The sequence below is a fragment of the Terrabacter terrigena genome (assembly GCF_042676085.1).
Classification (GTDB): domain Bacteria; phylum Actinomycetota; class Actinomycetes; order Actinomycetales; family Dermatophilaceae; genus Terrabacter; species Terrabacter terrigena.
In genome coordinates, this window is record NZ_JBHTKH010000013.1 from 19,562 (window position 1) to 42,120 (window position 22,559).

A 22,559-nucleotide genomic window follows, 5' to 3' on the forward strand; every position below is an offset into this window, starting at 1 on the left:
AGGCCATGGGGCGTTTTATAATGTCTGAGTACCGGATCGCACGAGGCGCACCGCGAGCTCGACTCAGGGACCGACTCCGACAGGCCAAGCCCTTCCGGCACCAACCCCCATTCTCGTTCGTTGTGATGATGCATGCCCGGATTCGGGGCGATCATCCGACGAGTCCGCGTGACGAAAGGCGACTGCATCCGTGCCCAAGGCAACAACCGCTGGAGCTCCGAAAACCCTGCCGAAGGTGTTCCAGCACGAGGCGATCATGCAGCTCCTGGTCAAGGGCAGCACCAACGGAACCATCACCGGCACTGAGATCGCGCGAGCGCAGGTCGACGCCGGTCTGGACCTCAAGCAGATGAAGCCCGTCCTCACGACCCTCGAGGCCCACGACATCGAGATCGTCGTCGACGCGCCGCACTCCAGCACGACGAAGAAGACCCGTTCTGGGACCAAGGGAGGCAGTGTGGCCACCGCACGCAACACGACTGCCGCCGCGACGAAGTCCGCCACGCGGACGACGACCGCGACGACGAAGACCGCCGCCAAGAAGGCTGCTGCCAAGACGGCGCCGGCCGCAGGTGCGGCGGCCGCCGAGGACGACCCGACCGCAGCCAAGAAGACGACGGCTGCCAGGGCGACGGCGAAGAAGGCCGCGACCAACGCCGGTGTCGCCAAGGCTGCCGCCAAGCCCGCGGCCAAGAAGGCTGCCACCAGGAAGACCACGGCCAAGTCGGCTGCCAAGTCGGCCGACGGCGCCCCCGGCGCTGGTGACGAGGCCGATGAGGATGCCGAGGACGCCGAGCCCGAGGACGCCCCGGAGGGTGAGCTCGAAGAGGTCGAGCTCGTCGACGAGGGCGCCGAGGACGGCGACGCCGAGGGCACACCCGCTCCGGCCGGCGCCAAGTCCGACGAGCCGGAGGAGTCCGGCTTCGTCATCCGCGACGACGACGAGGACGACGCCCCCGCGCAGCAGGTCGTCACCGCCGGCGCCACCGCCGACCCGGTCAAGGACTACCTCAAGCAGATCGGCAAGGTCGCCCTCCTCAACGCCGAGCAGGAGGTCGAGCTCGCCAAGCGCATCGAGGCCGGCCTCTTCGCCGAGGAGAAGCTCAACTCGGGCGACAAGATCGAGATGAAGCTCAAGCGCGAGCTCTGGTGGATCGCCCAGGACGGCAAGAAGGCCAAGAACCACCTGCTCGAGGCCAACCTGCGTCTCGTCGTCTCGCTGGCCAAGCGCTACACCGGTCGCGGCATGCTCTTCCTCGACCTCATCCAGGAGGGCAACCTCGGCCTCATCCGTGCGGTCGAGAAGTTCGACTACACCAAGGGCTACAAGTTCTCGACCTACGCGACGTGGTGGATCCGTCAGGCCATCACCCGCGCCATGGCCGACCAGGCACGCACCATCCGCATCCCGGTCCACATGGTCGAGGTCATCAACAAGCTCGCCCGCGTGCAGCGCCAGATGCTCCAGGACCTGGGCCGTGAGCCCACCCCGGAGGAGCTGGCCAAGGAGCTCGACATGACGCCTGAGAAGGTCGTCGAGGTCCAGAAGTACGGCCGCGAGCCGATCTCGCTGCACACCCCGCTCGGCGAGGACGGCGACAGCGAGTTCGGTGACCTCATCGAGGACTCCGAGGCCGTCGTGCCGGCCGACGCCGTGAGCTTCACGCTCCTGCAGGAGCAGCTGCACTCGGTGCTCGACACGCTCTCCGAGCGCGAGGCCGGCGTCGTGTCGATGCGCTTCGGCCTGACCGACGGCCAGCCGAAGACGCTCGACGAGATCGGCAAGGTCTACGGCGTGACGCGCGAGCGCATCCGTCAGATCGAGTCCAAGACGATGAGCAAGCTGCGCCACCCGAGCCGCAGCCAGGTGCTCCGCGACTACCTCGACTGACCCGCACAGCAGTCTAAGGAGCAGCTCGTCCTCAGGGGACGAGCTGCTCCTTCGCTGTCCGGGGCGACGGCCTGCCGCGTCGACTTGCTCAGCGGCGGCGGAGGGTGAGCAGCCGGTCGGGCAGCGCCCGCCAGAAGGAGACGGCCGCCTCGGGCCAGAGGAAGCCCTTGACCCGCGTCTGCCAGGCCCGCGTGCGTCCGACCTGCCTGCGGATCGACTGGATGTCGTGGTGCAGGCGGATGGCCTCCTGCGGCGAGGTGCGCTCCGGTCGGTCGTAGCGGGACCTCTCCAGGGTCGCGGTCACCCGGCTCATCGCCGACGCGTTCTCCTCGTCGAGGTGGCCGTCGGTGACGTAGCGACGGTGCAGCTGGCGCAGGGTGACTCCCTCGGGTGCGGTCAGCCCGAGGTCGCCGAGGTGGGAGGTGAGGTCCTGCCACTCTGCTTCGATGAGCTCCTGCTGGGTCACGGCGGCCCGCCGTCGACGCAGGCGCAGCCACCAGGCGGTGATCGGCATGATGAACGCCGCGAGCAGGCCGAGCAGCAGGGCGAGGGCGGTCACGACGTTGCGCAGCGAGAACGCGGCCCCGATGGAGTCGAGCAGCGAGACGTCCTGCGGCGCCGGGACGGCCGTCCGTGTGGCCGACGTCGTCGGGGTTTTCGTCGAGCCGGTGCCCGTCGTCGCGCTGTCGACATCGCGACCACCACCGGTGGACCCGCCGCCCGGGCCCAGCACGGCATACGGCGGCGGGGTGCCGGAGCGCGAGCCGGGGGTGGGCTCGAAGCGCAGCCAGCCGTAGCCCTGGAAGTACAGCTCGGGCCACGCGTGGGCGTCGCTCGCGCGCACCGTGTAGTGGCTGTCGCCGGAGGGCAGGCCGGGCAGGAACCCGATGGCCATGCGGGAGGGGATGCCCTGCGCGCGCGCCATCATGATCATCGCCGTCGCGAACTGGACGCAGTAGCCGCGGCGCGTCTGGTAGAACGCCTGGATCGGCTCGAGCAGCCGGCCCTGCGCGTCGCGCGGCTGCTCGCCGAGGTCGAGCGTGTAGGTGTAGCGCGAGGTGTCGCGCAGGTGGCTCTGGATCGCGATCGCCCGGTCGAGCGGGTTGTCGGTGCCGCGGGTCACCTCGTCGGACCAGCGCTGGACGAGGTCGCGCGAGCGGTCGGGGATCGAGAGGTCGTCCTCGGTGATGTCGGGGGAGTCCGGGGCGCCAGACTGGCGCAGCTGCGGCGGGGACGGGGCGAGGTCGGCGTACGTGACGCGGTAGCTGGCGACCGCCTTGCCGACACGCACGTCGCGGGTGACGGGGTCGATGGTCCACGGAGTGCCCTCCATGGCAACGGCCACCACGGGGTAGGGGGCGGCGATGCGGGGCGCGGCGAGCGTGTTGTCGGTGACCGTCATGACGTAGTCACGCCGCTGCGAGGCCGGGGGCAGCGGTGACGGGTTGTCGGGGCGGTTGCCCCCGGACCCGACCACGAGCCACTGGCCGCGCGAGTAGTACGACGTCGCGAGCACCCGCAGGGGTGCGCGGGTGAAGGCCGTCGTCGTGTAGGACAGCACCGGGGACTGGTCCTGGTTGTTGAGGCTGCGCGCGAGGTCGAGCGTGTCGTTGAAGCCGACCGACCCCTCCCCGCCGCCGTCGCCCGACCGCCCGAGGCCCTCGGTGAGGTAGCGCGGCGGGAAGTGCGGGGTGATGGCCGGCACCAGCAGGGCGACGACCACGCCGATGGCGCCGAGCTTGAGGGCTCCGGCGGTGAAGGAGCGCAGGGCGTCGCGGTCGTTGGCCGCCTCGTCGATCTCGCTCTGCTCGTTGGCGCTGGCCGTGCCCCACCGGCCGAACTGCGCGCGCGCGGTGGTGTGCAGCATGACGAGCCAGAGCGCGACGGGCACGACGAAGAAGCGCAGCGCCAGCGCTGCCTGCCCGTTGGCGGCGGTGATGAGGTATGCCGTCAGCAGTGGCAGTCCCGCTGCGGCGGGGCTGCGCCACGTGGCGGCCATCGCGTCGACGGCGATGGCCACGGCCGCGATCGCGACGATGAGGCAGAACGTCACCCCGTCGTTGAGCGGGGCCGGCGCGGTGTAGCGCTGGACCGTCTCGAGGGCTTGCAGCCCGAGGGAGTTGGCGGCCTCGAGCGTCGTCGGGGTCGGTAGACCGAACCAGAAGCTGTCGCCGGTCCACCGGGCGAGGATGACGTAGGTCGTCACGAGGACCTGCACCGCCACGACGAGCAGGCGCGAGCGGGTGAGCCCGCGGGCGACGAGTCCGAGACCGGCCACGAGGGCGACGACGAAGACGGCCTGCGGCAGCCAGCCGGCGTCGGCGAACAGGGTGGTGATGGGGAAGATCGCGGCGAGAGTCGCGAGCGCGGCGAGCAGCGTGATCCTCCAGCGGCGACGGGTCATCGGCTACCTCCGACGGTCGCGGCCGTCAGGACGGCCCAGACGTGCGCGACGTCCTCGTCGCGCTCCACGGCCACGGCGCGCCACCCCGCGAGCCGCAGCGAGTCGACGTGCGGCTCGGCCTCGTCGGCCTCGGACGAGCCGAAGGTGCGAGCGTCGAGCACGAGGGCGAGCCCGGTGGTGCCGGGCTGGCGAAGGCTCGCCACGCGCGAGGTGACGTCGCGTCCGTGCGGCCCCACGATGGCCACGAGGAAGCCGCCGGCGGCGGCGAGCGCCTGGGCCGCCCGCAGGATCTCGTCCTCACCGGTGTCGTCGCGGGGGGCCGTGACGGCCAGCACGTCGAGGATCTCGTCGGCCGTCATCGTCTCGGCGGCCCGGCTCGTCTCGACGGTCTCGGCGCAGACGAGGTGGACGGCATAGCCGAACTCGCAGAGGTGCACGGCGACGGACGCGGCCGCGGTCACCGCCCACTCGAACGAGCTGCTCGCCCCGGTGCCGCCGTGCGCCGACGGGCGGGGGTCCAGCAGCACCACGGCCCGCCGCTGCGCGGGCCGGTCCTCCTGGCGCACCATGAGGTCGCCCGTGCGCGCGGTGGCGGGCCAGTGGATGCGGCGCAGGTCGTCGCCGTCGCGGTACTCGCGGATGGTGACGTCGTCCTCGCCGTGCAGGGCGATGAGGTGGGCCTGCTCGCCCTCGGAGCCGACGCCCGCGCTGGGCTGCCGGTTCGAGGAGAGGGAGTGGACGGCGGGCAGCACGACGAGCTCGGCCGTGCCCTGGAGCACAGCGTGGCGGTTGGCGAGCCCGAAGGGGTCCTGCACCTGCACGCCGAGCGGGCCCAGGTGGTGACGTCCGCGAAGGTGGGACCGGACGGCGTAGTCGATGGCGCGCACGCGACCGGGCGGGATGCGGCCCACGACGAAGCGCGGCCGGTCACCGAGCACGTAGTCGAGGCGCTCCTCGGCCAGGAAGATCGGCGTCGTGGTCGTCGAGACGTTCTCGAAGGACAGTGTGACGTGGGCGTCCTGCCCGACGCTGATGCGCTCGGGGTGGGTGTGCCGCTCGATGCGCATGCGGGTCTTGCGGGTTCGCACGAGCACTGCCGAGATGAGCGGGAGCGCGACGAGCAGCACGCCGAAGCGCGTGATGTCACGGAAGCCGAGGATGACCCCGGCCAGGAAGAGCAGGATGCCGGAGAGGAAGAAGGCCATCCCCCTGGTGGTGAGGACGCTGCGCAGGGCGCGCACGGCGTTTCTCCTCGCTCAACGTGCTGCCGGCGGCACCGGCACCTGGCGCAGCAGGTCGGTGACCACGTCGGCGGTCGTGCGGCGGGCGAGCTGTGTCTCGCTCGAGGGCATGAGGCGGTGGGCCAGCACGGGGCCGGCCAGCACCTGGACGTCGTCGGGGATCACGTGGTCGCGACCCTCGAGGGCGGCGTACGCGCGCGATGCCCGGAGCAGGTGCAGGGCAGCGCGGGGTGACGCACCGAGGCGCAGCGCCGACGTGGAGCGCGACCGTGCGACGAGGTCGACGATGTACTGGCGTACGGCTGGGCTGGCGTGCACGTGCGCGACCGCCTGGACGACGCGGTTGATGGTGTCGGCGTCGGTGACGGCGGTCAGCCCGTCGAGGGGCGAGGACGCGCCGTGGCTCTCGAGCAGGTCGAGCTCGGCGCCGGGCGACGGGTACCCCATCGAGATGCGGGCCATGAAGCGGTCGCGCTGGGCCTCGGGGAGAGGATAGGTGCCCTCCATCTCGATGGGGTTCTGGGTCGCCATGACGATGAAGGGCGCTTGGAGCGTGTAGGTCGTGCCGTCGACGGTGACCTGGCGTTCCTCCATCGACTCGAGCAGGGCCGACTGCGTCTTCGGAGAGGCCCGGTTGATCTCGTCGCCGACGACGACGTTGGCGAAGATCGCGCCCGGGCGGAACTCGAAGCGTCGCGCGTCCTGGTTGAAGATGCTGACGCCGGTGACGTCGCTCGGCAGCAGGTCGGGGGTGAACTGGATGCGGCGAACGGTCGCGTCGATCGACTTGGCCAGCGTCTTGGCGAGCATCGTCTTGCCGACGCCCGGCACGTCCTCGATGAGCAGGTGACCGCCGGCGAAGAGCACCGTCACCGTGGTGCGGACCACGTCTGGCTTCCCCTCGATGACACTGGTCATCGCCGCCATCAGCCGGTCGGCCACGTCGTGGATGAGGCCGAGGTCGGCCGTCCCCGCCGTGGTGCCCGGGTCTGCCGTGGTCTCGAGCCCGGTGTCCGTCGTCGTCACACTGTCCTCCGCTTGTCGTCCCCGTGTCCTGCGCCCTGCGTGGCGCAGCCCTGCCCTGGCGGGCGCGCGACCCGTCAGGTGATCTTCTCCCATGGACCCCGGTCGCGGGTAGGGCTGGCCGCACTCGTGTCGTGCGACCTCCCGTGCCCGCGGCCGCCGGAGCCATGACCGAAGAAACCCTTCCACTTTCCTCCACAGGCAACGTCTCCAGGGCTCGTTCGGTTCGTTTCGCGGCTGCAGCGATGCGTGGAGGCGGGTGGTTCGAGCACGAGGGGGGAGCGGTCCGGCGTGCTCTCTCGAGCTGGGTGAGCCGGTCATGAGAGAGGTGCCCGTTGGCCCCTCCACATCGCTCCACCCTCGCTGACCTGCGTAAACGTGGGACGCGCCGGCCCGATTTGGGTCAAAGTTCGTTGACGGTGGGGCAAAGTGGAGTATCGTGGGGCATCAAGGTAGTGAATGGGGACGCCCGCGGGTCGACAAAGGGGAGGTGGCGGTCCATGTTTCTCGGGACGCACACGCCCCGGCTCGACGAGAAGGGCCGGCTGTTCCTTCCCGCGAAGTACCGCGAACGCATGGCCGGTGGCCTCGTCGTGACGCGTGGCCAGGAGCGCAGCCTGTTCATCTACCCGATGGACGAGTTCGTCAAGGTCGCCGAGCAGATGCGGCAGGCGCCGACCACGAGCAAGGCGGCCCGCGACTACATGCGCGTGTTCCTCTCCGGCGCCTCCGACGAGATCCCCGACAAGCAGGGCCGCTTCACGATCCCCGCCAACCTGCGCCAGTACGCCGGCCTCGACCGTGAGGTCACCGTCATCGGTGCCGGTTCCCGCCTCGAGGTCTGGGACAGCGCGGTCTGGAACGCCTACCTCGAGGAAACCGAGCAGAGCTTCGCCGACACCGCCGAGGAGGTGATCCCCGGTCTCTTCTGACCCACTGCTCGAGGCGCAACGCACCTGAGTGCCGGCCTCCAGCCGCTCCGCCCCCGGGACGACTTCCCCCGTCCCGGGCGAGGCAGCGGATGGGGACCAGCCCCCAGGTCCGGGGGCGCAGAACCAGATCCCCGTTCGACCCCGTTCACACCCGGCCCGACGCCCGTCCGATCCCCGCCAGCCGCTCGGCACCGACCAGCACCCTCCACCTGGTCGCGCGAGCGCCGCCGGCGCACCACACACCCAGACCCGCCCGACCGCGGAGAGCTCCAGGCTCCGTCAGGTCACACGAGTCACACCAGCCACACAGATGCACAGGCGCCCCACAGCGCACCCAGCGAGACCACCAGCAACACCAGCGTGAGAGGGACGCACCATGAGCGATCGAGGACCGGCGCACGGACGCCACGTCCCCGTCATGCGCGACCGGATCCTCGAGCTGCTCGCGCCGGCACTGGAGCGCCCCGGAGCGGTGCACGTCGACGGCACGCTCGGCATGGGCGGTCACGCCGAGGGCGTCCTCGAGCGCTTCCCGGAGTGCGTGGTCGTCGGCATCGACCGCGACCGCGAGGCGCTCTCGCTCGCCGGGGAGCGGCTCGCCCGGTTCGGTGACCGCTTCCGCCCGGTGCACGCCGTCTACGACGAGATCAAGGACGTCGTGGCCGACCTGCACGTGCCCGCGGTCGACGGCATCCTCTTCGACCTCGGTGTCAGCTCCCTCCAGCTCGACGAGGCCGACCGCGGGTTCGCCTACCGCGTCGACGCGCCGCTTGACATGCGCATGGACCAGTCCACCGGCCGGACCGCCGCCGACGTCCTCAACACCTACTCGGTCGAGGACCTGACGCGGATCCTGCGCGAGTACGGCGAGGAGCGCTTCGCGAGCAAGATCGCGAAGGTCATCGTCCACGACCGCGTCGCCGAGCCCTGGACCACGTCGGGGCGGCTCGTCGAGATGCTGCGCCGCGTCATCCCGGCGGCGTCGCAGCGCCAGAGCGGGCACCCGGCGAAGCGGACCTTCCAGGCCCTGCGCATCGAGGTCAACGACGAGCTCGAGGTCTGGCGACGCGCCATCGACGAGGCGATCGACGTGCTCGCCGTGGGGGGGCGCATCGCCGTGCTGTCCTACCACTCGCTCGAGGACCGGGCCACCAAGCGGGCCTTCGCCGAGGGTGCGACCTCCAGCACCCCGCCCGGGCTGCCGGTCGAGCTCCCCGAGCACGCGGCGTACCTCCGCCTCGTCACGCGCGGGGCCGAGGCCCCCTCCGACGACGAGGTCACCACGAACCCCCGGGCCGCCTCGGCCCGACTCCGCGTCGTCGAGCGCGTGCGCGACACCGGCACTCACCCCTCAGCCAGCAGCACCAGGAAGGGAACCCCCCGATGAGCCAGATGACCGCCACGGCCCGACCGCTCCGCGTCCCGCGGCGTGGTCCCGCCCCCACGCCGCTGCGCGTCATCCCCGCCCGCATCACGCGCACCGGGAACGGCACCTTCGTGGCGATCTGCATCGGCCTGCTCATCGGCGGCCTCATCGCGCTGCTGCTGCTCAACACCGCACTCGCCCAGGGCTCCCTGGCGCTGGGTGACCTGAACCGTGAGTCGGCGCGCCTCGGCGACACGGCAGGCAACCTCCAGGAGGAGATCGACCGTGCCTCCGCCACCGGCGCGCTCGCCCGCAGCGCGGCCGAGATCGGCATGGTCCGGATGAACGCCCGCGGCTACATCGACCTCGCCAAGGGCACGGTGACCGGTCAGGCGGAGCCTGCGACGACGAACAACGCGTTCCCCATCGTCACGAGCCCGACGCCGCCGGTCGTCACGGCGAAGGTCAAGAAGCTGCTCTCGTCTGCGACGACCGCCAGCAACGCCGCGTCCAGCGCGGACGTCGCCCGTCAGAGCGAGAACGCCAAGGCCGACAAGCAGAAGGCCGACCAGGGCAAGGCCGACAAGGTGAAGAACGACAAGGCCGGGAACGACAAGGCCAAGGCCGGCCAGGCGTCCTCGGGCCAGGACGCCACGCCGACGGTGCCCGGTGCAACGAACGAGACGTCCGGCACGCCCACACTGGGCACGACGGACTGAGCAGACCCAGCAGAGACGGCGAGGTGAGACCGTGACGCAGGACCGAGGTGCCGATCCCGGGCGGACCGGCCGCGGCAGTGCGCCCGCGCAGCGTTCGGGCGCATCGAGCCCGGCGCGTGCGACCACCTCGGGTTCCCCGTCGCGAGCCGGGCGGCCCCGTCCCTCGCGCACGACCGCCGGCGGGCAGGGGAGCGCAGCGAGCCGGGCCAAGCCCACCGGCAAGGTGGCGAGCAAGGCCACCGGCAAGCAGCCACAGCGGCAGGGCGGCGTGCGCCGCGACACGACGTCCCGCGCCTCGTCGACGGGGCGCGGGGCCCCTGCCGCGAGGGGTGGCGCGGGCAGGTCCGCACGGTCGGTCGATGCCGTCCCCACGCGTACGCGTGCTGCCCGACCTTCCGCGCGAGCGGGGGGATCCGGCCGCCCGGCGCCGGCAGGGCGCGGGCGCGGTCCGGCCCCCAAGCGCGCAGCCGCAGCACGCGCCCTCGGGACCTTCGGGCCCAAGGGTCCGCGAGGTCCCAGAGGCCCCGGTGGGCCCAAGCGCCCGCTCCGCATCTCGAAGGCCAACCCGCGCCGCAGGGCGCGGGTCATGTTCGTGGCCATCCTCTTCGTCTTTACGATCTTCGCCGGCCAGCTGCTGCGGATCCAGGCGTTCGACGCATCCGCGACGCAGGAGGCCGCGCAGTTCAAGCGGACGACCAAGACGACCACCCCGGCCATGCGCGGGCAGATCCTCGACACCAACGGCCAGGTGCTCGCCGACTCGGTCGAGCGCTTCACCATCGCCGCCGACCCCAAGATCATCCCCGAGTACACCGTCAAGGTCGACGGCAAGCGTACGAAGGTCGGTGTCACGCGCGCGGCGACCGACCTGGCCCCGCTGCTCGACATGTCGACCTCCCAGCTCACCAGGCTCTTCACCCGGTCCGGCACCCGCTACGTCGTGGTGAAGAAGGAGGTCAACCCCGCGATCTACCGCGAGATCCGCACGCTGGGCATCCCCGGCATCACCGGCACGCGGACGGCCCAGCGGATCTACCCGACCTCCATGGCCCTCGGCCAGCTCGTCGGGTTCGTGCGCCCCGACGACCAGAGCGGTGCCGGCGGCATCGAGCAGATGCTCGACAAGGAGCTCAAGGGCACGCCGGGTGTCAGCGTCTTCGAGCGGGCCCGCGACGGCTACGCCATCCCCGGCTCGCAGCGGGTCGACACTCCCGTCGTCAACGGCCGCGACGTCAAGCTGACCATCGACGCCGACCTGCAGTGGTACGCCCAGAACGCCCTCGCCAAGCAGGTCACCGGCGTCGGGGCCGAGTCGGGCACGGCGGTCGTCCTCGAGGTGGCCACCGGCAAGGTCCGGGCCGCCGCGAGCTACCCGACGTTCGACCCCAACGACCTCGCCGACGCCAAGAAGGCCTCGCTGGGCAACTACGCCTTCAACGACGCCTTCGAGCCAGGGTCGACCGGCAAGCTCATGACGATGGCGGCAGCCCTCGAGCAGAAGGTGATCACACCCGACACCGGGGTCATCGTGCCGCCACGCCTGCCACGCGCCGGCACGTCGTTCAAGGACAACGAGCCGCACGGCGTCGAGAACATGACCGCCACCGGGGTGCTCGCCAAGTCGTCCAACATGGGCACGATGCTCATCGGCGAGCGCGTCACGCCCGCGGTCATGGAGGCGTACTACCGCAAGTTCGGCATCGGCTCGAAGACCCCGGTGGGATTCCCCGGCGAGTCGGCCGGCCTGCTCGCCGGCGCCAAGGACTGGATCTCGACGCGCCGCTACACGATCCTCTTCGGCCAGGGCTACGCCGTCACCGCGATCCAGCAGGCCGGCGTGTTCCAGACCATCGCCAACAAGGGCGTACGCGTGCCGCCGTCCCTCGTCGAGGGCACGGTCAACGACAGCGGCACCTTCGTCCCGGCGACCCCGACGACGCCGTCTCGGGTCGTCACCGAGGACACCGCGGTCAAGCTGTCGCGCATGATGGAGGAGGTCACGGGCCAGAACGGCACCGCCAGCGCCGCCCGCATCAAGGGCTACCGCGTGGCGGGCAAGACCGGCACCGCCGACCGCTACGACGACAAGCTCAAGCGCTACAACGGCTTCACGGCCTCGTTCATCGGGTTCGCGCCCGCCGAGGCGCCGAAGTACGTCGTCGCGGTCTTCATCCAGAAGCCGTCCGCCGGCATGTTCGGCGGCATGCTCGCCGGGCCGGTCTTCAACCAGATCATGAGCTACCTCCTCGAGCGCACCGGCGCCCCGCCGAGCCCCAAGTCGAACCTCGACTACCGCGTCTGGGCCGACAAGCCGCTGTCGTCCGACGATCCCCAGGTGATCAGCAATGCGCGGGCCAAGCGGGATGGCCTGTAAGTTGGGATGACGTGTCACCTTCCCCCCCAAGACCCGCCACGTCGGGCGTGCACCTCCGCGACCTGACCGCCCGGATCGGGGCCTCGTGCGCCGACGACGTGCTCGTGACGGGTGTCACGCTCGACAGCCGTGCCGTCGTCCAGGGTGACCTGTATGCCGCACTCCCGGGCTTCAACGTGCACGGCGCGCGCTTCGCCGCGGACGCCGTCGCAGCCGGAGCGGTCGCGGTGCTGACCGACGCGCAGGGGAGCGACGAGCTGGCCGGATGCACCGTTCCGGTCGTCGTGACAGCCGACCCGCGCAGCGTCCTCGGTGACGTGGCCGACCTCGTCTACGCCCACCCGTCCGCCGACCTGACCATGCTGGGGATCACCGGCACCAACGGCAAGACCACGACCGCGTACCTCGTGGAGTCGGCCCTGCGGGCCCACGGCCGGCGCACCGGCCTCATCGGCACCGTCGAGACGCGCATCGGCGACGAGCGCATCGAGTCGGTGCGCACCACCCCCGAGGCCACCGACCTGCACGCGCTGATCGGCGTCATGCGCGAGAGGGGCATCGACGCCTGCGTCATGGAGGTCTCGAGCCACGCGCTCGAGCTGCACCGGGTCGACGGGGTCGTCTACGACGTCGCCCTGTTCACGAACCTCTCGCAGGACCACCTCGACTTCCACGCCTCCATGGACGACTACTTCGCGGCGAAGGCCTCCCTGTTCACGCCACGGCGTTCACGTTCCGCCGTCGTCTGCGTGGACGACGAGTGGGGGCGCCGGCTGGCGGTCGAGTCGGGCGTGCCGACCACGACGCTCTCGACGAGCGCACGGTCCACGACGGCCGAGACGCCCGAGGCGGACTGGTCCGCCGAGGAGTCGAGCGGCGGCGCGTTCACGCTCCGCGAACGCGCCACGGGTGCGTCCCTCGAGCTGGTGTCGCACCTGCCGGGCCACTTCAACGTCGCCAACACGGCTCTGGCCGCCCTGGCGCTGCTGCGGGTCGGGCTCGAGCCCGCTGCCGTCGAGGCTGCGATGGCCGTGCCGCCCGACGTGCCGGGGCGCATGGAGGTCGTCTCCGCCGGTGGCCCCGACGGACCGCGATGCATCGTCGACTTCGCGCACACGCCCGACGCCGTCGATGCGGCGCTCGCGGCGTTGCGCTCCTCGACGGAGGGCCGGCTCATCGCCGTGCTCGGTGCCGGCGGCGACCGTGACCGCGGCAAACGACCGGCCATGGGCGCCGCCGCAGCGCGGCAGGCCGACGTCGTGGTGGTCACCGACGACAACCCGCGTTCCGAGGACCCCGCCCAGATCCGCGCCGAGGTCATCGCCGGGGCGCGGGAGGTGGTGCGTGACGGCAGCGCGCGAGCCACTGAGATCATCGACGGCGGCACGCGCTCGAGCGCGATCGCCGAGGCCATCGCGCTCGCGGTGGTCAGCACGGGGGACGACCGCCCTGTCGACACCGTGGTGGTGCTCGGCAAGGGACACGAGAAGGGTCAGGAGATCCACGGAGTGAAGCATCCGTTCGACGACCGCGACGCAGTCCGCGCCGCCCTCGCAGCCGCCACCTCACCGGGGGTGACGGCGTGATCCCGTTGTCGCTCAGCGAGATCCGTGACCTGACCGGCGGTGAGGTCCATGGCACCACCACGCCCCACACCGTCACGGTCGACGGCACGGTGTCGACCGACTCGCGCGAGTGCGGGCCGGGCAGCCTCTACGTCGCCCGGGTCGGCGAGACCGCCGACGGGCATGACTTCGTGCCTGCTGCGGCCGCCGCGGGAGCCGTCGCCGCGCTGACGTCGCGAGTCGTCGACGGCCTGCCGTGCGTCGTCGTCGACGACGTGCAGACGGCATTCGGCCGCGTCGCACGCGGTGTCGTCGACCGGGCTCCAGAGCTGCGTGTCGTCGGCATCACCGGCTCGTCCGGCAAGACGAGCGTCAAGGACCTGCTCGCCTCGGTCCTCTCGTCCGTCGCCGAGACCGTCGCACCGGTCAACTCCCTCAACGGCGAGATCGGGGTTCCGCTGACCGTCTGCCGGGTCACCCCGACCACCCGGTTCCTCGTCGCCGAGATGGGCGCCCGCGGCATCGGCCACATCGACTACCTCACCCGCATCGCACCGCCTCAGGTGGCGATCGTGCTCAACGTCGGCACCGCGCACGTCGGCGAGTTCGGCTCGCGCGAGAACATCGCCGTGGCCAAGGCGGAGCTGCCCCGGGCGGTGCCCGCCGAGGGGCTGTCGATCCTCAACGCCGACGACCCCCTCGTCGCCGCGATGGCCGACGGCCTCACCTGCCGCGTGCAGCTCGTCGGCGTCGCGCCCGAGGCCGAGGTACGCGCGGTGGACGTCGTCCTCGACGAGCGCGGCAGGGCGGCATACACCCTCGTGTGCCCGCAGGGCACGGCCGCGGTCTCCTTGCGGCAGAGCGGCGCCCACCACGTCGGCAACTCGCTCGCCGTCGCGGCCGCGGCCCTCGAGCTCGGGCTCTCGCTCGACCAGGTGGTCGCCGGGCTCGGTGCCGCCGAGGCGGTGAGCCGGTGGCGCATGGAGATCACCGACCGGCCGGACGGCGTGGTCGTCGTCAACGACGCCTACAACGCCAACCCCGACTCGATGCGTGCGGCCCTCGACGCCGTCGCCGCGATGCGGGCCTCGGGTGAGCGGTGGGCCGTGCTCGGGGGCATGCTCGAGCTCGGTGCCGACAGCGACGCCGAGCACGCAGGCGTGGGGGCGTATGCCGCCGAGCGCGGTTTCGACCACGTCGTCGCCGTCGGCGAGGGTGCCCGCCCCATCGCCGACGCCTTCCCGGGCGCCGAGTGGGTCGCCGACACCGACGCCGCCCACGACCTCGTGTCGTCCCGGGTGCGTCCGGGTGACGTGGTGCTGCTCAAGTCGAGCCGTGACAGCGGTCTTCGCTGGCTCGGCGACCGGCTCGCGGCCGACGCAGGAACGCCCGCCGACCCGGGAGCCGTCCCGGCGGACGGCGAGGCGGTGGCGCGGTGAAGGGCGTCCTCCTCGCGGCATCCATCTCGCTGCTGATCTCGCTGTTCGGCACCCCGCTCTTCATCAAGTTCCTCGTCAAGCGCGGCTACGGCCAGTTCATCCGCGACGACGGACCGACCTCGCACCACACCAAGCGCGGCACCCCGACGATGGGCGGCGCGGTGATCCTCGCGGCGACGCTCGGCGCCTACTTCCTGGCGCACCTGCTCACCCTCAACCCGCCGACGGCGAGTGGCCTGCTCGTGCTGTTCCTCATGGCCGGCCTCGGGTTCGTCGGGTTCCTCGACGACTTCATCAAGATCCGCAAGCAACGCAGCCTGGGCCTCCGGTCCAAGCAGAAGCTGGTCGGCCAGGCCCTCGTCGGCATCACCTTCGCCGGGCTCGCCCTCCAGTTCCCCAACGAGCAGTACCGCACGCCCGCTTCGCTGCTCGTGTCGTTCGTGCGTGACACGAACATCAGCCTCGCTCTCGGGGGCAGCACCGTCGTCGGCGTCATCCTCTTCGTCATCTTCGCCAACGTCATGATCGCCGGGGCCTCCAACGGGGTGAACCTCACCGACGGCCTCGACGGCCTGGCGACCGGTGTCTCCACGATGGTGTTCGGCGCCTACGTCCTCATCAGCATCTGGACCTACAACCAGAACTGCCAGACCAACCCGGGCATCAAGTGCTACGAGGTGCGCGACTCGCACGACCTCGCCCTCGTCGCTGCCGCCGGCATGGGCGCCTGCTTCGGGTTCCTCTGGTGGAACGCCACCCCGGCCAAGATCTTCATGGGCGACACCGGCTCGCTCGCCCTCGGCGGCGCGCTCGCGGGCCTCGCGATCGCGACTCACACCGAGATGCTGCTCGTCATCCTCGGCGGCATGTTCGTCCTCGAGACGCTCTCGGTCGTCGCGCAGGTCGCCTCGTTCAAGACCACCGGTAAACGGGTGCTGAGGATGGCGCCGCTGCACCACCACTTCGAGATGGTCGGGTGGAACGAGGTGACCGTGGTGGTCCGCTTCTGGATCATCGCCGGGCTCTTCGTCGCCTTCGGCCTCGGCGTCTTCTACGCCGAGTGGGTGGTGGGTTCCCAGTGACCTTCGACCCCTCCTACGAGCCCCGCGAGGGACTGACCCACCGCGACGCCGACTGGTCCGGCATCAACGTCCTCGTCGTCGGCCTCGGCGTGTCCGGCTTCGCGGCCGCCGACGCCCTCGCCGAGCGCGGCGCGCGGGTCACGGTCGTCTCGCGCGACACCACCGACGTCATCAACGAGCGGGCGACGATCCTCGGCATCCTCGACGTCGACGTGCGCCTCGGCCCCGAGCACGTCGTGGAGCCGCCTCCCGGCACCGAGCTCGTCGTCACCTCACCGGGCGTGCCCCCGCACGACCCGCTCATGCTCGCGGCCGCCAGCGCCGGCACACCCGTCTGGGGCGAGGTCGAGCTGGCGTGGCGCATGCGGGCACGTGAGGGCGCGGCCCCCTGGCTGACCGTCACCGGCACCAACGGCAAGACCACGACGGTCAACATGCTCGCCTCCATCCTGCGCGCGGCAGGTCTCCGGGCGACGTCGGCGGGCAACGTCGGCACGCCGCTGCTCGAGGCCGTGCTGCACCCCGAGCCCTACGACGTGCTCGCCGTCGAGCTGTCGAGCTTCCAGCTGCACTGGCAACGGTCGATCTCGGCCGTCGCGTCGGCGGTGCTCAACGTCGCCCCCGACCACATCGACTGGCACGGCAGCTACGCCGAGTACCTCCGCGCCAAGGGCAAGATCTACGAGAACACCCACCTGGCCTGCATCTACAACGTGGCCGACATCCAGACCGAGCAGCTCGTCATGGAGGCCAACGTCGTCGAGGGCTGCCGCGCCGTCGGCTTCACCACCGGCATCCCGGCGCCCTCGATGGTCGGCATCGTCGAGGACGTCCTGGCCGACCGTGCGTTCGTCGAGCAGCGGCAGCGCTCCGCCGCCGAACTGTGCACGCTCGCCGACCTGCAGGGCGACGCGCCCTCAGTCGCACCGCACTACGTCGCCAACGCCCTCGCGGCGGCCGCGCTGGCTCGCGCGTACGGGGTGGGTCCGATCGCCGTGCGCGACGGGCTGCGCGCCTTCCGCCCCGACCGGCACCGCATCGCCGAGATCGCAACCGTCGGGGGAGTGCGTTTCGTCAACGACTCCAAGGCGACCAACCCGCACGCCGCCGCGGCCGCCATCCGCTCCTTCGACTCGGTCGTGTGGGTCGCGGGAGGCCTGCTCAAGGGTGCCGACGTCGACAGCCTGGTCGAGGAGATGGCCTCGCGGCTGCGTGGAGTCGTGCTCATCGGGGCCGACCGGGCGCAGATCGCGCTCGCCCTTTCCCGACACGCGCCCGATGTGCCGGTCGTCGACGTCTCCGAGACCGACACTGGAGTCATGGACCGTGTCGTCAGGGAGGCTGCCCGCCTCGCCCAGCCGGGCGACGTCGTGCTGCTGGCCCCCGCCGCCGCGTCGATGGACATGTTCACCAACTACGGGGCCCGCGGAGACGCCTTCGAGGAGGCGGTCCGGCGGCACCTGGAGGCACACGGGGGTCCGGAGTGAGCGCGACGACCGCTGACGACAAGGCTGGCACCGCCTCCTCGGGGCCGCGGCCGCTGCCCGTCATCGGCAAGCTCGAGTCGCCCCTGACGACGTACTACCTGATCCTCGGCGCCACCTCGACGCTGGTCGTGTTCGGGCTGATCATGGTGTTCTCGGCGTCGAGCGTCGAGGCGCTCATCGCCGACGAGGCGTCGTACTCGATCTTCGTGCGCCAGCTGCTCTTCGCCGTGATCGGGGCCGTCCTCGCCGGTTTCGCGAGCCGCCTCGACGTCGGCTGGTGGAAGCGCCTCGCGTTCCCGACGATGGTCGTGTCGGTGCTGCTGCTCGCCGCCGTCATCCCGTTCGGCAAGTCGGTCAACGGCAACCGCAACTGGCTCGCGCTCGGCCCGGTGCAGTTCCAGCCCGCCGAGTTCGCCAAGGTCGGGCTGGTGCTCGTCGGCGCCGTCATCTTCGCCAACAAGGCCTCGCGCATGGCCAGCCTGCTGCACGTCGTGCTGCCCTACCTCATCCCCATCGCGACCGTCGTGCTCGGGCTCATCCTCGCCGGGCACGACCTCGGCACGGCCATGGTCGTCCTCGTCATCGTCGCGGCGGTGCTGCTCGTGGCAGGTGCGCCGATGCGCGTCTTCGCGGCGGCCGGTTGCCTGGCTGCGGTCGGCGTGGCCGTCATGGTCACCGGCAGCAACAACCGCATGGACCGCATCGCGAGGTGGCTGGACCCTACGTGCCAGGCCGACCCCGACGGCTGGTGCGGCCAGTCCGTGCACGGCCTCTACGCGCTCGCCGACGGCGGCTGGTGGGGCGTCGGCCTGGGGGCGTCCAAGGAGAAGTGGGAATGGCTCTCCGAGGCCCACAACGACTTCATCTTCGCGATCATCGGCGAGGAGCTCGGGCTGCCCGGAACCCTGATGATCCTGCTGCTCTTCGGCATCCTAGCGTGGGCCTGCTTCCGCCTCGTGAGCCGCACCCAGGACCGCTTCGTGCGCATCGCCGGGTTCGGCATCATGGCGTGGCTGCTCGGTCAGGCCATCATCAACATCGGCGCCGTCATCGGTCTGTTCCCCGTGATCGGCGTGCCGCTGCCCCTCGTCTCCGCGGGTGGCTCGTCGCTCGTCACGACCCTCGTGGCGCTCGGCATCCTGCTGTCGTTCGCCCGCAACGAGCCCGGCTGCAAGGCGCTGCTCGACGCGCGCCCCAGCCTTGTCCGTCGGTCGCTCTCGGTGCTCCCGTCCCGCGTGCGCTCCGTTCCGCAACGTCCCAGAAACCGGTGATCCCCCTGTCCTCGCCCACCTCCGTCCTGCTCGCAGGGGGAGGCAGCGCCGGCCACGTGTCGCCCCTGCTCGCCCTCGCCGACGCGCTGCGGCGCAGGCACCCCGACATCAGGCTGACCGCACTCGGCACGCAGGAGGGGCTCGAGGCGCGCCTCGTTCCGGCCCGCGGCTACGACCTGATGGTCGTGCCCAAGGTGCCGCTGCCCCGACGCCCGAGCGCCGACCTCCTGCGCCTGCCGGCCAGGCTCAGGGCGGCGGTCGACGCCGCCGGTCGAGCCATCGACGAGACCGGTGCCGACGTCGTGGTGGGCTTCGGCGGCTACGTCAGCACGCCCGCCTACCTCGCCGCGAGACGACGCGGCGTGCCCATCGTCATCCACGAGCAGAACACCCGAGCAGGCTTGGCCAACCGGCTCGGCGCGCGGTGGGCCACCGCCGTCGCGACGACCTTCGCCAGCACGGCGCTGCCCGGCGCCCAGCGCATCGGCATGCCGCTGCGACACGAGGTCGCGACCCTCGACCGGGCCACGGCCCGCGACGAGGCGCTCGCCCTCTTCGGCCTGCAGCCGCAGTGGCCGACCGTCCTCGTCACCGGCGGGTCGCTCGGCGCCCAGCGCCTCAACGAGGCGTTCGCGGCCCGCGTCGGGGCCCTGAGCAGCGCAGGCGTGCAGGTCCTCCACGTGACCGGCCTCGGCAAGGAGTTCACCCCAGAGCCACCGGTCGACGGGGCACCGTACGTCGTCGTCCCGTACGCCGACCGCATGGAGCTCGCGTACGCCGCAGCCGACCTCGTCGTGGCCCGCTCGGGCGCCAACACGGTGTGCGAGCTGACCGCTGTCGGGCTGCCGGCCGTCTACGTGCCCCTCCCCGTCGGCAACGGGGAGCAGCGGGCCAACGCCGCCGAGGTCGTCGCCGCCGGGGGAGGGGTCCTCGTCGAGGACGCCGCCTTCACGCCCGCGTGGATCGACGCCGAGCTGCTGCCGCTGGCCACTGACGCGGAGCGGGTCTCCCGGATGGCCGCAGCGGCTCGCTCGCTCGGAGAACCCGCCGCCGACGAGAAGCTCGCCGACCTCGTCGACCGCGCAGCAGAGAGCAGGAGCTCGTGACCCAGACCCCGCGCACGCCCACCGTCGACGACCCCTTCGCGGCGGCGCGCTTCGACTTCCGGGCCCCCGTCCCGAACGCCGCCGAGCTCGGCCACGTGCACTTCCTCGCCATCGGTGGCGCCGGCATGTCGGGCGTCGCGCGGATCATGCTCGCGCGCGGCATCCGCGTCACCGGCAGCGACGCCAAGGACGTGCCTGTGCTCAAGGCTCTCGAGAGCGAGGGGGCCGGCGTGTGGGTCGGTTTCCACGAGGGCCACCAGGAGCGCGCCGACGCCATCGTGATGAGCAGCTCGATCCGCGACGACAACGTCGAGCTCGTGGCGGCGCGCGAGCGTGGTGCGCGGGTGCTGCACAGGGCGCAGGGCCTCGCGGCGCTGATGCACGACCGCCGGCCGGTCGCGGTTGCCGGTGCCAATGGCAAGACGACGACGACCTCGATGCTGACGGTCGCCCTGCAGGGGTGTGGGCTCGACCCGTCGTTCGCCGTCGGCGGCGAGCTCGCCAAGCACGGCACGAACGCCCACGACGGGTCCGACGACATCTTCGTCGTGGAGGCCGACGAGAGCGACGGGTCGTTCGTCGTCTACGGTCCCGAGGTCGCGATCGTCACGAACGTGCAGCCGGACCACCTCGACTTCTACTCGAACTTCAAGGTTGTGCAGGCCGCCTACGACGCCTTCGTGGCCACGATCCGACCGGGCGGCCTGCTGGTCACGTGCGCCGACGACCCAGGGGCGGTCGCCCTGGCCCAGCGGGCCCGAGAAGCCGGTACGCACGTGCTGACCTACGGCTTCGACCCGGAGGCCGACGTCGTGCTGGCCGATCACCAGCAGGACGGCGTGACGTCGTCGGTGACGCTGTCCGACCGGGTCGACGACGCCGTCTTCGCTGGTTCCACCGGGCGAGCAGCTGGGGGAGCGGGCCGGCGGATGACGCTCGGCGTCCCCGGTCGCCACAACGCCCTCAACGCCGCTGCCGCCTATGTCGCCGCGGTCCACGGCCTCGGCCAGGAGCCCGACCGGGTGCTCGCAGGGCTCGCCTCCTTCACCGGCACCCGGCGGCGGTTCGAGCCCAAGGGCGAGGCCGGCGGGGTGGTCGTGGTCGACGACTACGCCCACAACGCGGGCAAGGTCGCAGCCGTGGTCGAGACCGCCAAGGCCCTCGTGGGCGAGTCGGGTCGGCTCGTCGTCGTCTTCCAGCCGCACCTCTACAGCCGCACCCGTGACTTCGCGACGGAGCTCGGGGCGGGTCTCTCGCCGGCCGACGTCGTCGTCGTCATGGACGTCTACGCCGCCCGTGAGGACCCCGTGCCGGGGGTCTCGGGGCGGCTCGTGGCCGACGCCGTCAGCGCCGCGCGGGCCGAGGCGCAGGTCCACTACGTGCCCTCGTGGTCCGAGGTCGCCGGCCGTGTCGCGTCCCTCGTGCGGCCTGGAGACCTCGTGCTCACCGCCGGTGCCGGCGACGTGACGATGGTCGGCCCGGAGGTGCTGCGCATCCTCGGGGGCGAGGCGACGTGAAGCTCGATCGGAGGGTGCCCGGGCGCGTCGCGGGCACCGGGCTGGCCTCGTCGCGCACCCGCTTCGAGAGGCGGGCCGCAGCCGCGCGTCGTCGGCCTCGGCTGGTCGCGGGGCTCCTCGTCGGGGTCGTGCTCGTGGCTGGTCTCGTCGCCTGGCTCGGCTGGTTCAGCAGCGCGCTCACCGCCTCGAAGGTCGAGGTGACGGGTGTCGGCGCAGGCGCTGCGGCGCAGGTGCGCAGCGTGGCCGGCGTGCCGCTGGGGGGCCCTCTCATGAGGGTCGACACCGACGCGGTGGCGCGGCGTCTCGTGGCGGGCAAGGCGTGGAGCGGCGTCTCGGTGAGCCGGAGCCTGCCGGACACCATCCTCATCGACGTCACGCCCAGGGTCGCCGTCCTTGCCGTGCGCAACCCTCGAGGTCAGGTGGACGTCGTGGACCGTGACGGCTTCGCGTTCCGCACCGTGGCCGCGGCCCCGGCCGGTGTGCCGCTCGTCAGCTCCGGCTCCGCCCAGGTGACGAAGGCCGGAGTCACGGCAGCCCTGCAGGCCCTGGGCTCGCTGGAGGCGGCCCTGCGTGCCGACGTCTCCGGCGTGTCGGTGTCGTCCGCCGACCAGGTGTCCTTCACCGTCCAGTCGGGCGATCGGCGCAAGACCGTCGTGTGGGGCGGGGCCGGCGACGGGCAGCGCAAGGCGAAGCTCGTGAAGATCCTTATGGGACAGCCGGGTTCGACCATCGATGTGAGTGTGCCGTCCTCTCCCGTGACGCGCTGACGTCTCGACGCAGCGGCGAGGTGTGCCTGTCGACCGTGGGGCGGTGGGCGCCGGACGGGAGTCACGGAGGGCATGGCACCCTGGTCCGGAGACGTCGACGACGAGCGGGTCGCCATGTGTCCGGTGGTGCTGTTGTGACCACTGGGACGCGGTAGCGGTAAATGCGGCAATCACCCTCACGACACGCCGCGACGTGGGTTGATCGGCCCTGCGCCTCGTCATACCGTCGGGGCACTGGTTCGTGACCCAACTGTAACCTTTATCTCGACGTTTAAGGTTTGAGGGCTTACAGGCTCGGAACGAGCCCCGACACCGACAGTTCACGCACACCCCAGCCCATCGCAGCACCGGCACCACCAGTCAGGAAGGCCCACT

At 71.6% G+C, this 22,559-nt stretch carries 16 protein-coding genes; 13 read left to right on the forward strand and 3 right to left on the reverse strand.

The annotated features are described in order from the left end of the window. The first annotated feature begins 235 nt into the window (after positions 1-235). Complete coding sequence (locus ACFQ2V_RS16655) at positions 236-1,891, forward strand: RNA polymerase sigma factor (protein WP_449343048.1); 1,656 nt, start codon at positions 236-238, stop codon at positions 1,889-1,891. 88 nt (positions 1,892-1,979) lie between these two features. Here the strand turns inward: ACFQ2V_RS16655 and ACFQ2V_RS16660 are convergent, their stop codons facing one another. Genes ACFQ2V_RS16660 through ACFQ2V_RS16670 form a run of 3 tightly spaced genes read right to left on the reverse strand, consistent with a single transcriptional unit; the run spans position 1,980 to position 6,463 of the window. Further along, positions 1,980-4,295 (reverse strand): transglutaminase family protein, encoded by a 2,316-nt coding sequence (locus tag ACFQ2V_RS16660; RefSeq protein WP_386053976.1) that lies wholly within the window; start codon positions 4,293-4,295, stop codon positions 1,980-1,982. After that, positions 4,292-5,536: a DUF58 domain-containing protein gene (locus ACFQ2V_RS16665; RefSeq protein ID WP_386053977.1), complete on the reverse strand. Its 1,245-nt coding sequence runs from the start codon at positions 5,534-5,536 to the stop codon at positions 4,292-4,294. The genes ACFQ2V_RS16660 and ACFQ2V_RS16665 overlap by 4 nt, the downstream gene beginning before the upstream one ends. Before the next feature lie 15 nt (positions 5,537-5,551). After that, entirely contained in the window at positions 5,552-6,463 is a 912-nt protein-coding gene (locus tag ACFQ2V_RS16670) for an AAA family ATPase (protein ID WP_386054036.1), read from the reverse strand. 596 nt (positions 6,464-7,059) lie between these two features. Between ACFQ2V_RS16670 and mraZ the strand changes: the two genes are divergently transcribed. From mraZ to ACFQ2V_RS16730, 12 genes are all read left to right on the forward strand, one after another. Next, positions 7,060-7,491, forward strand: coding sequence for a division/cell wall cluster transcriptional repressor MraZ (mraZ, locus tag ACFQ2V_RS16675; protein ID WP_386053978.1), 432 nt, complete (start codon positions 7,060-7,062; stop codon positions 7,489-7,491). 376 nt (positions 7,492-7,867) lie between these two features. After that, entirely contained in the window at positions 7,868-8,878 is a 1,011-nt protein-coding gene (rsmH, locus tag ACFQ2V_RS16680; protein WP_386053979.1) for a 16S rRNA (cytosine(1402)-N(4))-methyltransferase RsmH, read from the forward strand. Next, positions 8,875-9,576, forward strand: coding sequence for a hypothetical protein (locus ACFQ2V_RS16685; RefSeq protein ID WP_386053980.1), 702 nt, complete (start codon positions 8,875-8,877; stop codon positions 9,574-9,576). The genes rsmH and ACFQ2V_RS16685 overlap by 4 nt, the downstream gene beginning before the upstream one ends. Before the next feature lie 586 nt (positions 9,577-10,162). Continuing rightward, on the forward strand, positions 10,163-11,950 hold the full coding sequence (locus ACFQ2V_RS16690) for a peptidoglycan D,D-transpeptidase FtsI family protein (protein ID WP_386053981.1): 1,788 nt from the start codon (positions 10,163-10,165) through the stop codon (positions 11,948-11,950). An 11-nt stretch (positions 11,951-11,961) separates the two neighbouring features. After that, the gene (locus tag ACFQ2V_RS16695; protein WP_386053982.1) at positions 11,962-13,536 is read left to right on the forward strand and encodes a UDP-N-acetylmuramoyl-L-alanyl-D-glutamate--2,6-diaminopimelate ligase; all 1,575 of its coding nucleotides are present in this window, start codon (positions 11,962-11,964) and stop codon (positions 13,534-13,536) included. Further along, positions 13,533-14,954: a UDP-N-acetylmuramoyl-tripeptide--D-alanyl-D-alanine ligase gene (locus ACFQ2V_RS16700; protein WP_386053983.1), complete on the forward strand. Its 1,422-nt coding sequence runs from the start codon at positions 13,533-13,535 to the stop codon at positions 14,952-14,954. Before ACFQ2V_RS16695 ends, ACFQ2V_RS16700 begins: the two co-directional genes overlap by 4 nt. Beyond that, on the forward strand, positions 14,951-16,036 hold the full coding sequence (mraY, locus tag ACFQ2V_RS16705) for a phospho-N-acetylmuramoyl-pentapeptide-transferase (protein ID WP_386053984.1): 1,086 nt from the start codon (positions 14,951-14,953) through the stop codon (positions 16,034-16,036). Before ACFQ2V_RS16700 ends, mraY begins: the two co-directional genes overlap by 4 nt. Continuing rightward, positions 16,033-17,523 carry a UDP-N-acetylmuramoyl-L-alanine--D-glutamate ligase gene (gene murD / locus ACFQ2V_RS16710; RefSeq protein WP_386053985.1) on the forward strand — a complete coding sequence of 497 codons (1,491 nt, stop codon included), beginning with the start codon at positions 16,033-16,035 and terminating at the stop codon, positions 17,521-17,523. The genes mraY and murD overlap by 4 nt, the downstream gene beginning before the upstream one ends. Next, complete coding sequence (gene ftsW, locus ACFQ2V_RS16715; RefSeq protein ID WP_386053986.1) at positions 17,520-18,794, forward strand: putative lipid II flippase FtsW; 1,275 nt, start codon at positions 17,520-17,522, stop codon at positions 18,792-18,794. The genes murD and ftsW overlap by 4 nt, the downstream gene beginning before the upstream one ends. Further along, entirely contained in the window at positions 18,791-19,900 is a 1,110-nt protein-coding gene (gene murG, locus ACFQ2V_RS16720) for an undecaprenyldiphospho-muramoylpentapeptide beta-N-acetylglucosaminyltransferase (RefSeq protein WP_386053987.1), read from the forward strand. The genes ftsW and murG overlap by 4 nt, the downstream gene beginning before the upstream one ends. Further along, complete coding sequence (murC, locus tag ACFQ2V_RS16725) at positions 19,897-21,417, forward strand: UDP-N-acetylmuramate--L-alanine ligase (RefSeq protein WP_386053988.1); 1,521 nt, start codon at positions 19,897-19,899, stop codon at positions 21,415-21,417. The genes murG and murC overlap by 4 nt, the downstream gene beginning before the upstream one ends. Further along, complete coding sequence (locus ACFQ2V_RS16730) at positions 21,414-22,184, forward strand: cell division protein FtsQ/DivIB (RefSeq protein WP_386053989.1); 771 nt, start codon at positions 21,414-21,416, stop codon at positions 22,182-22,184. Before murC ends, ACFQ2V_RS16730 begins: the two co-directional genes overlap by 4 nt. The last annotated feature ends 375 nt before the right edge of the window (positions 22,185-22,559 follow it).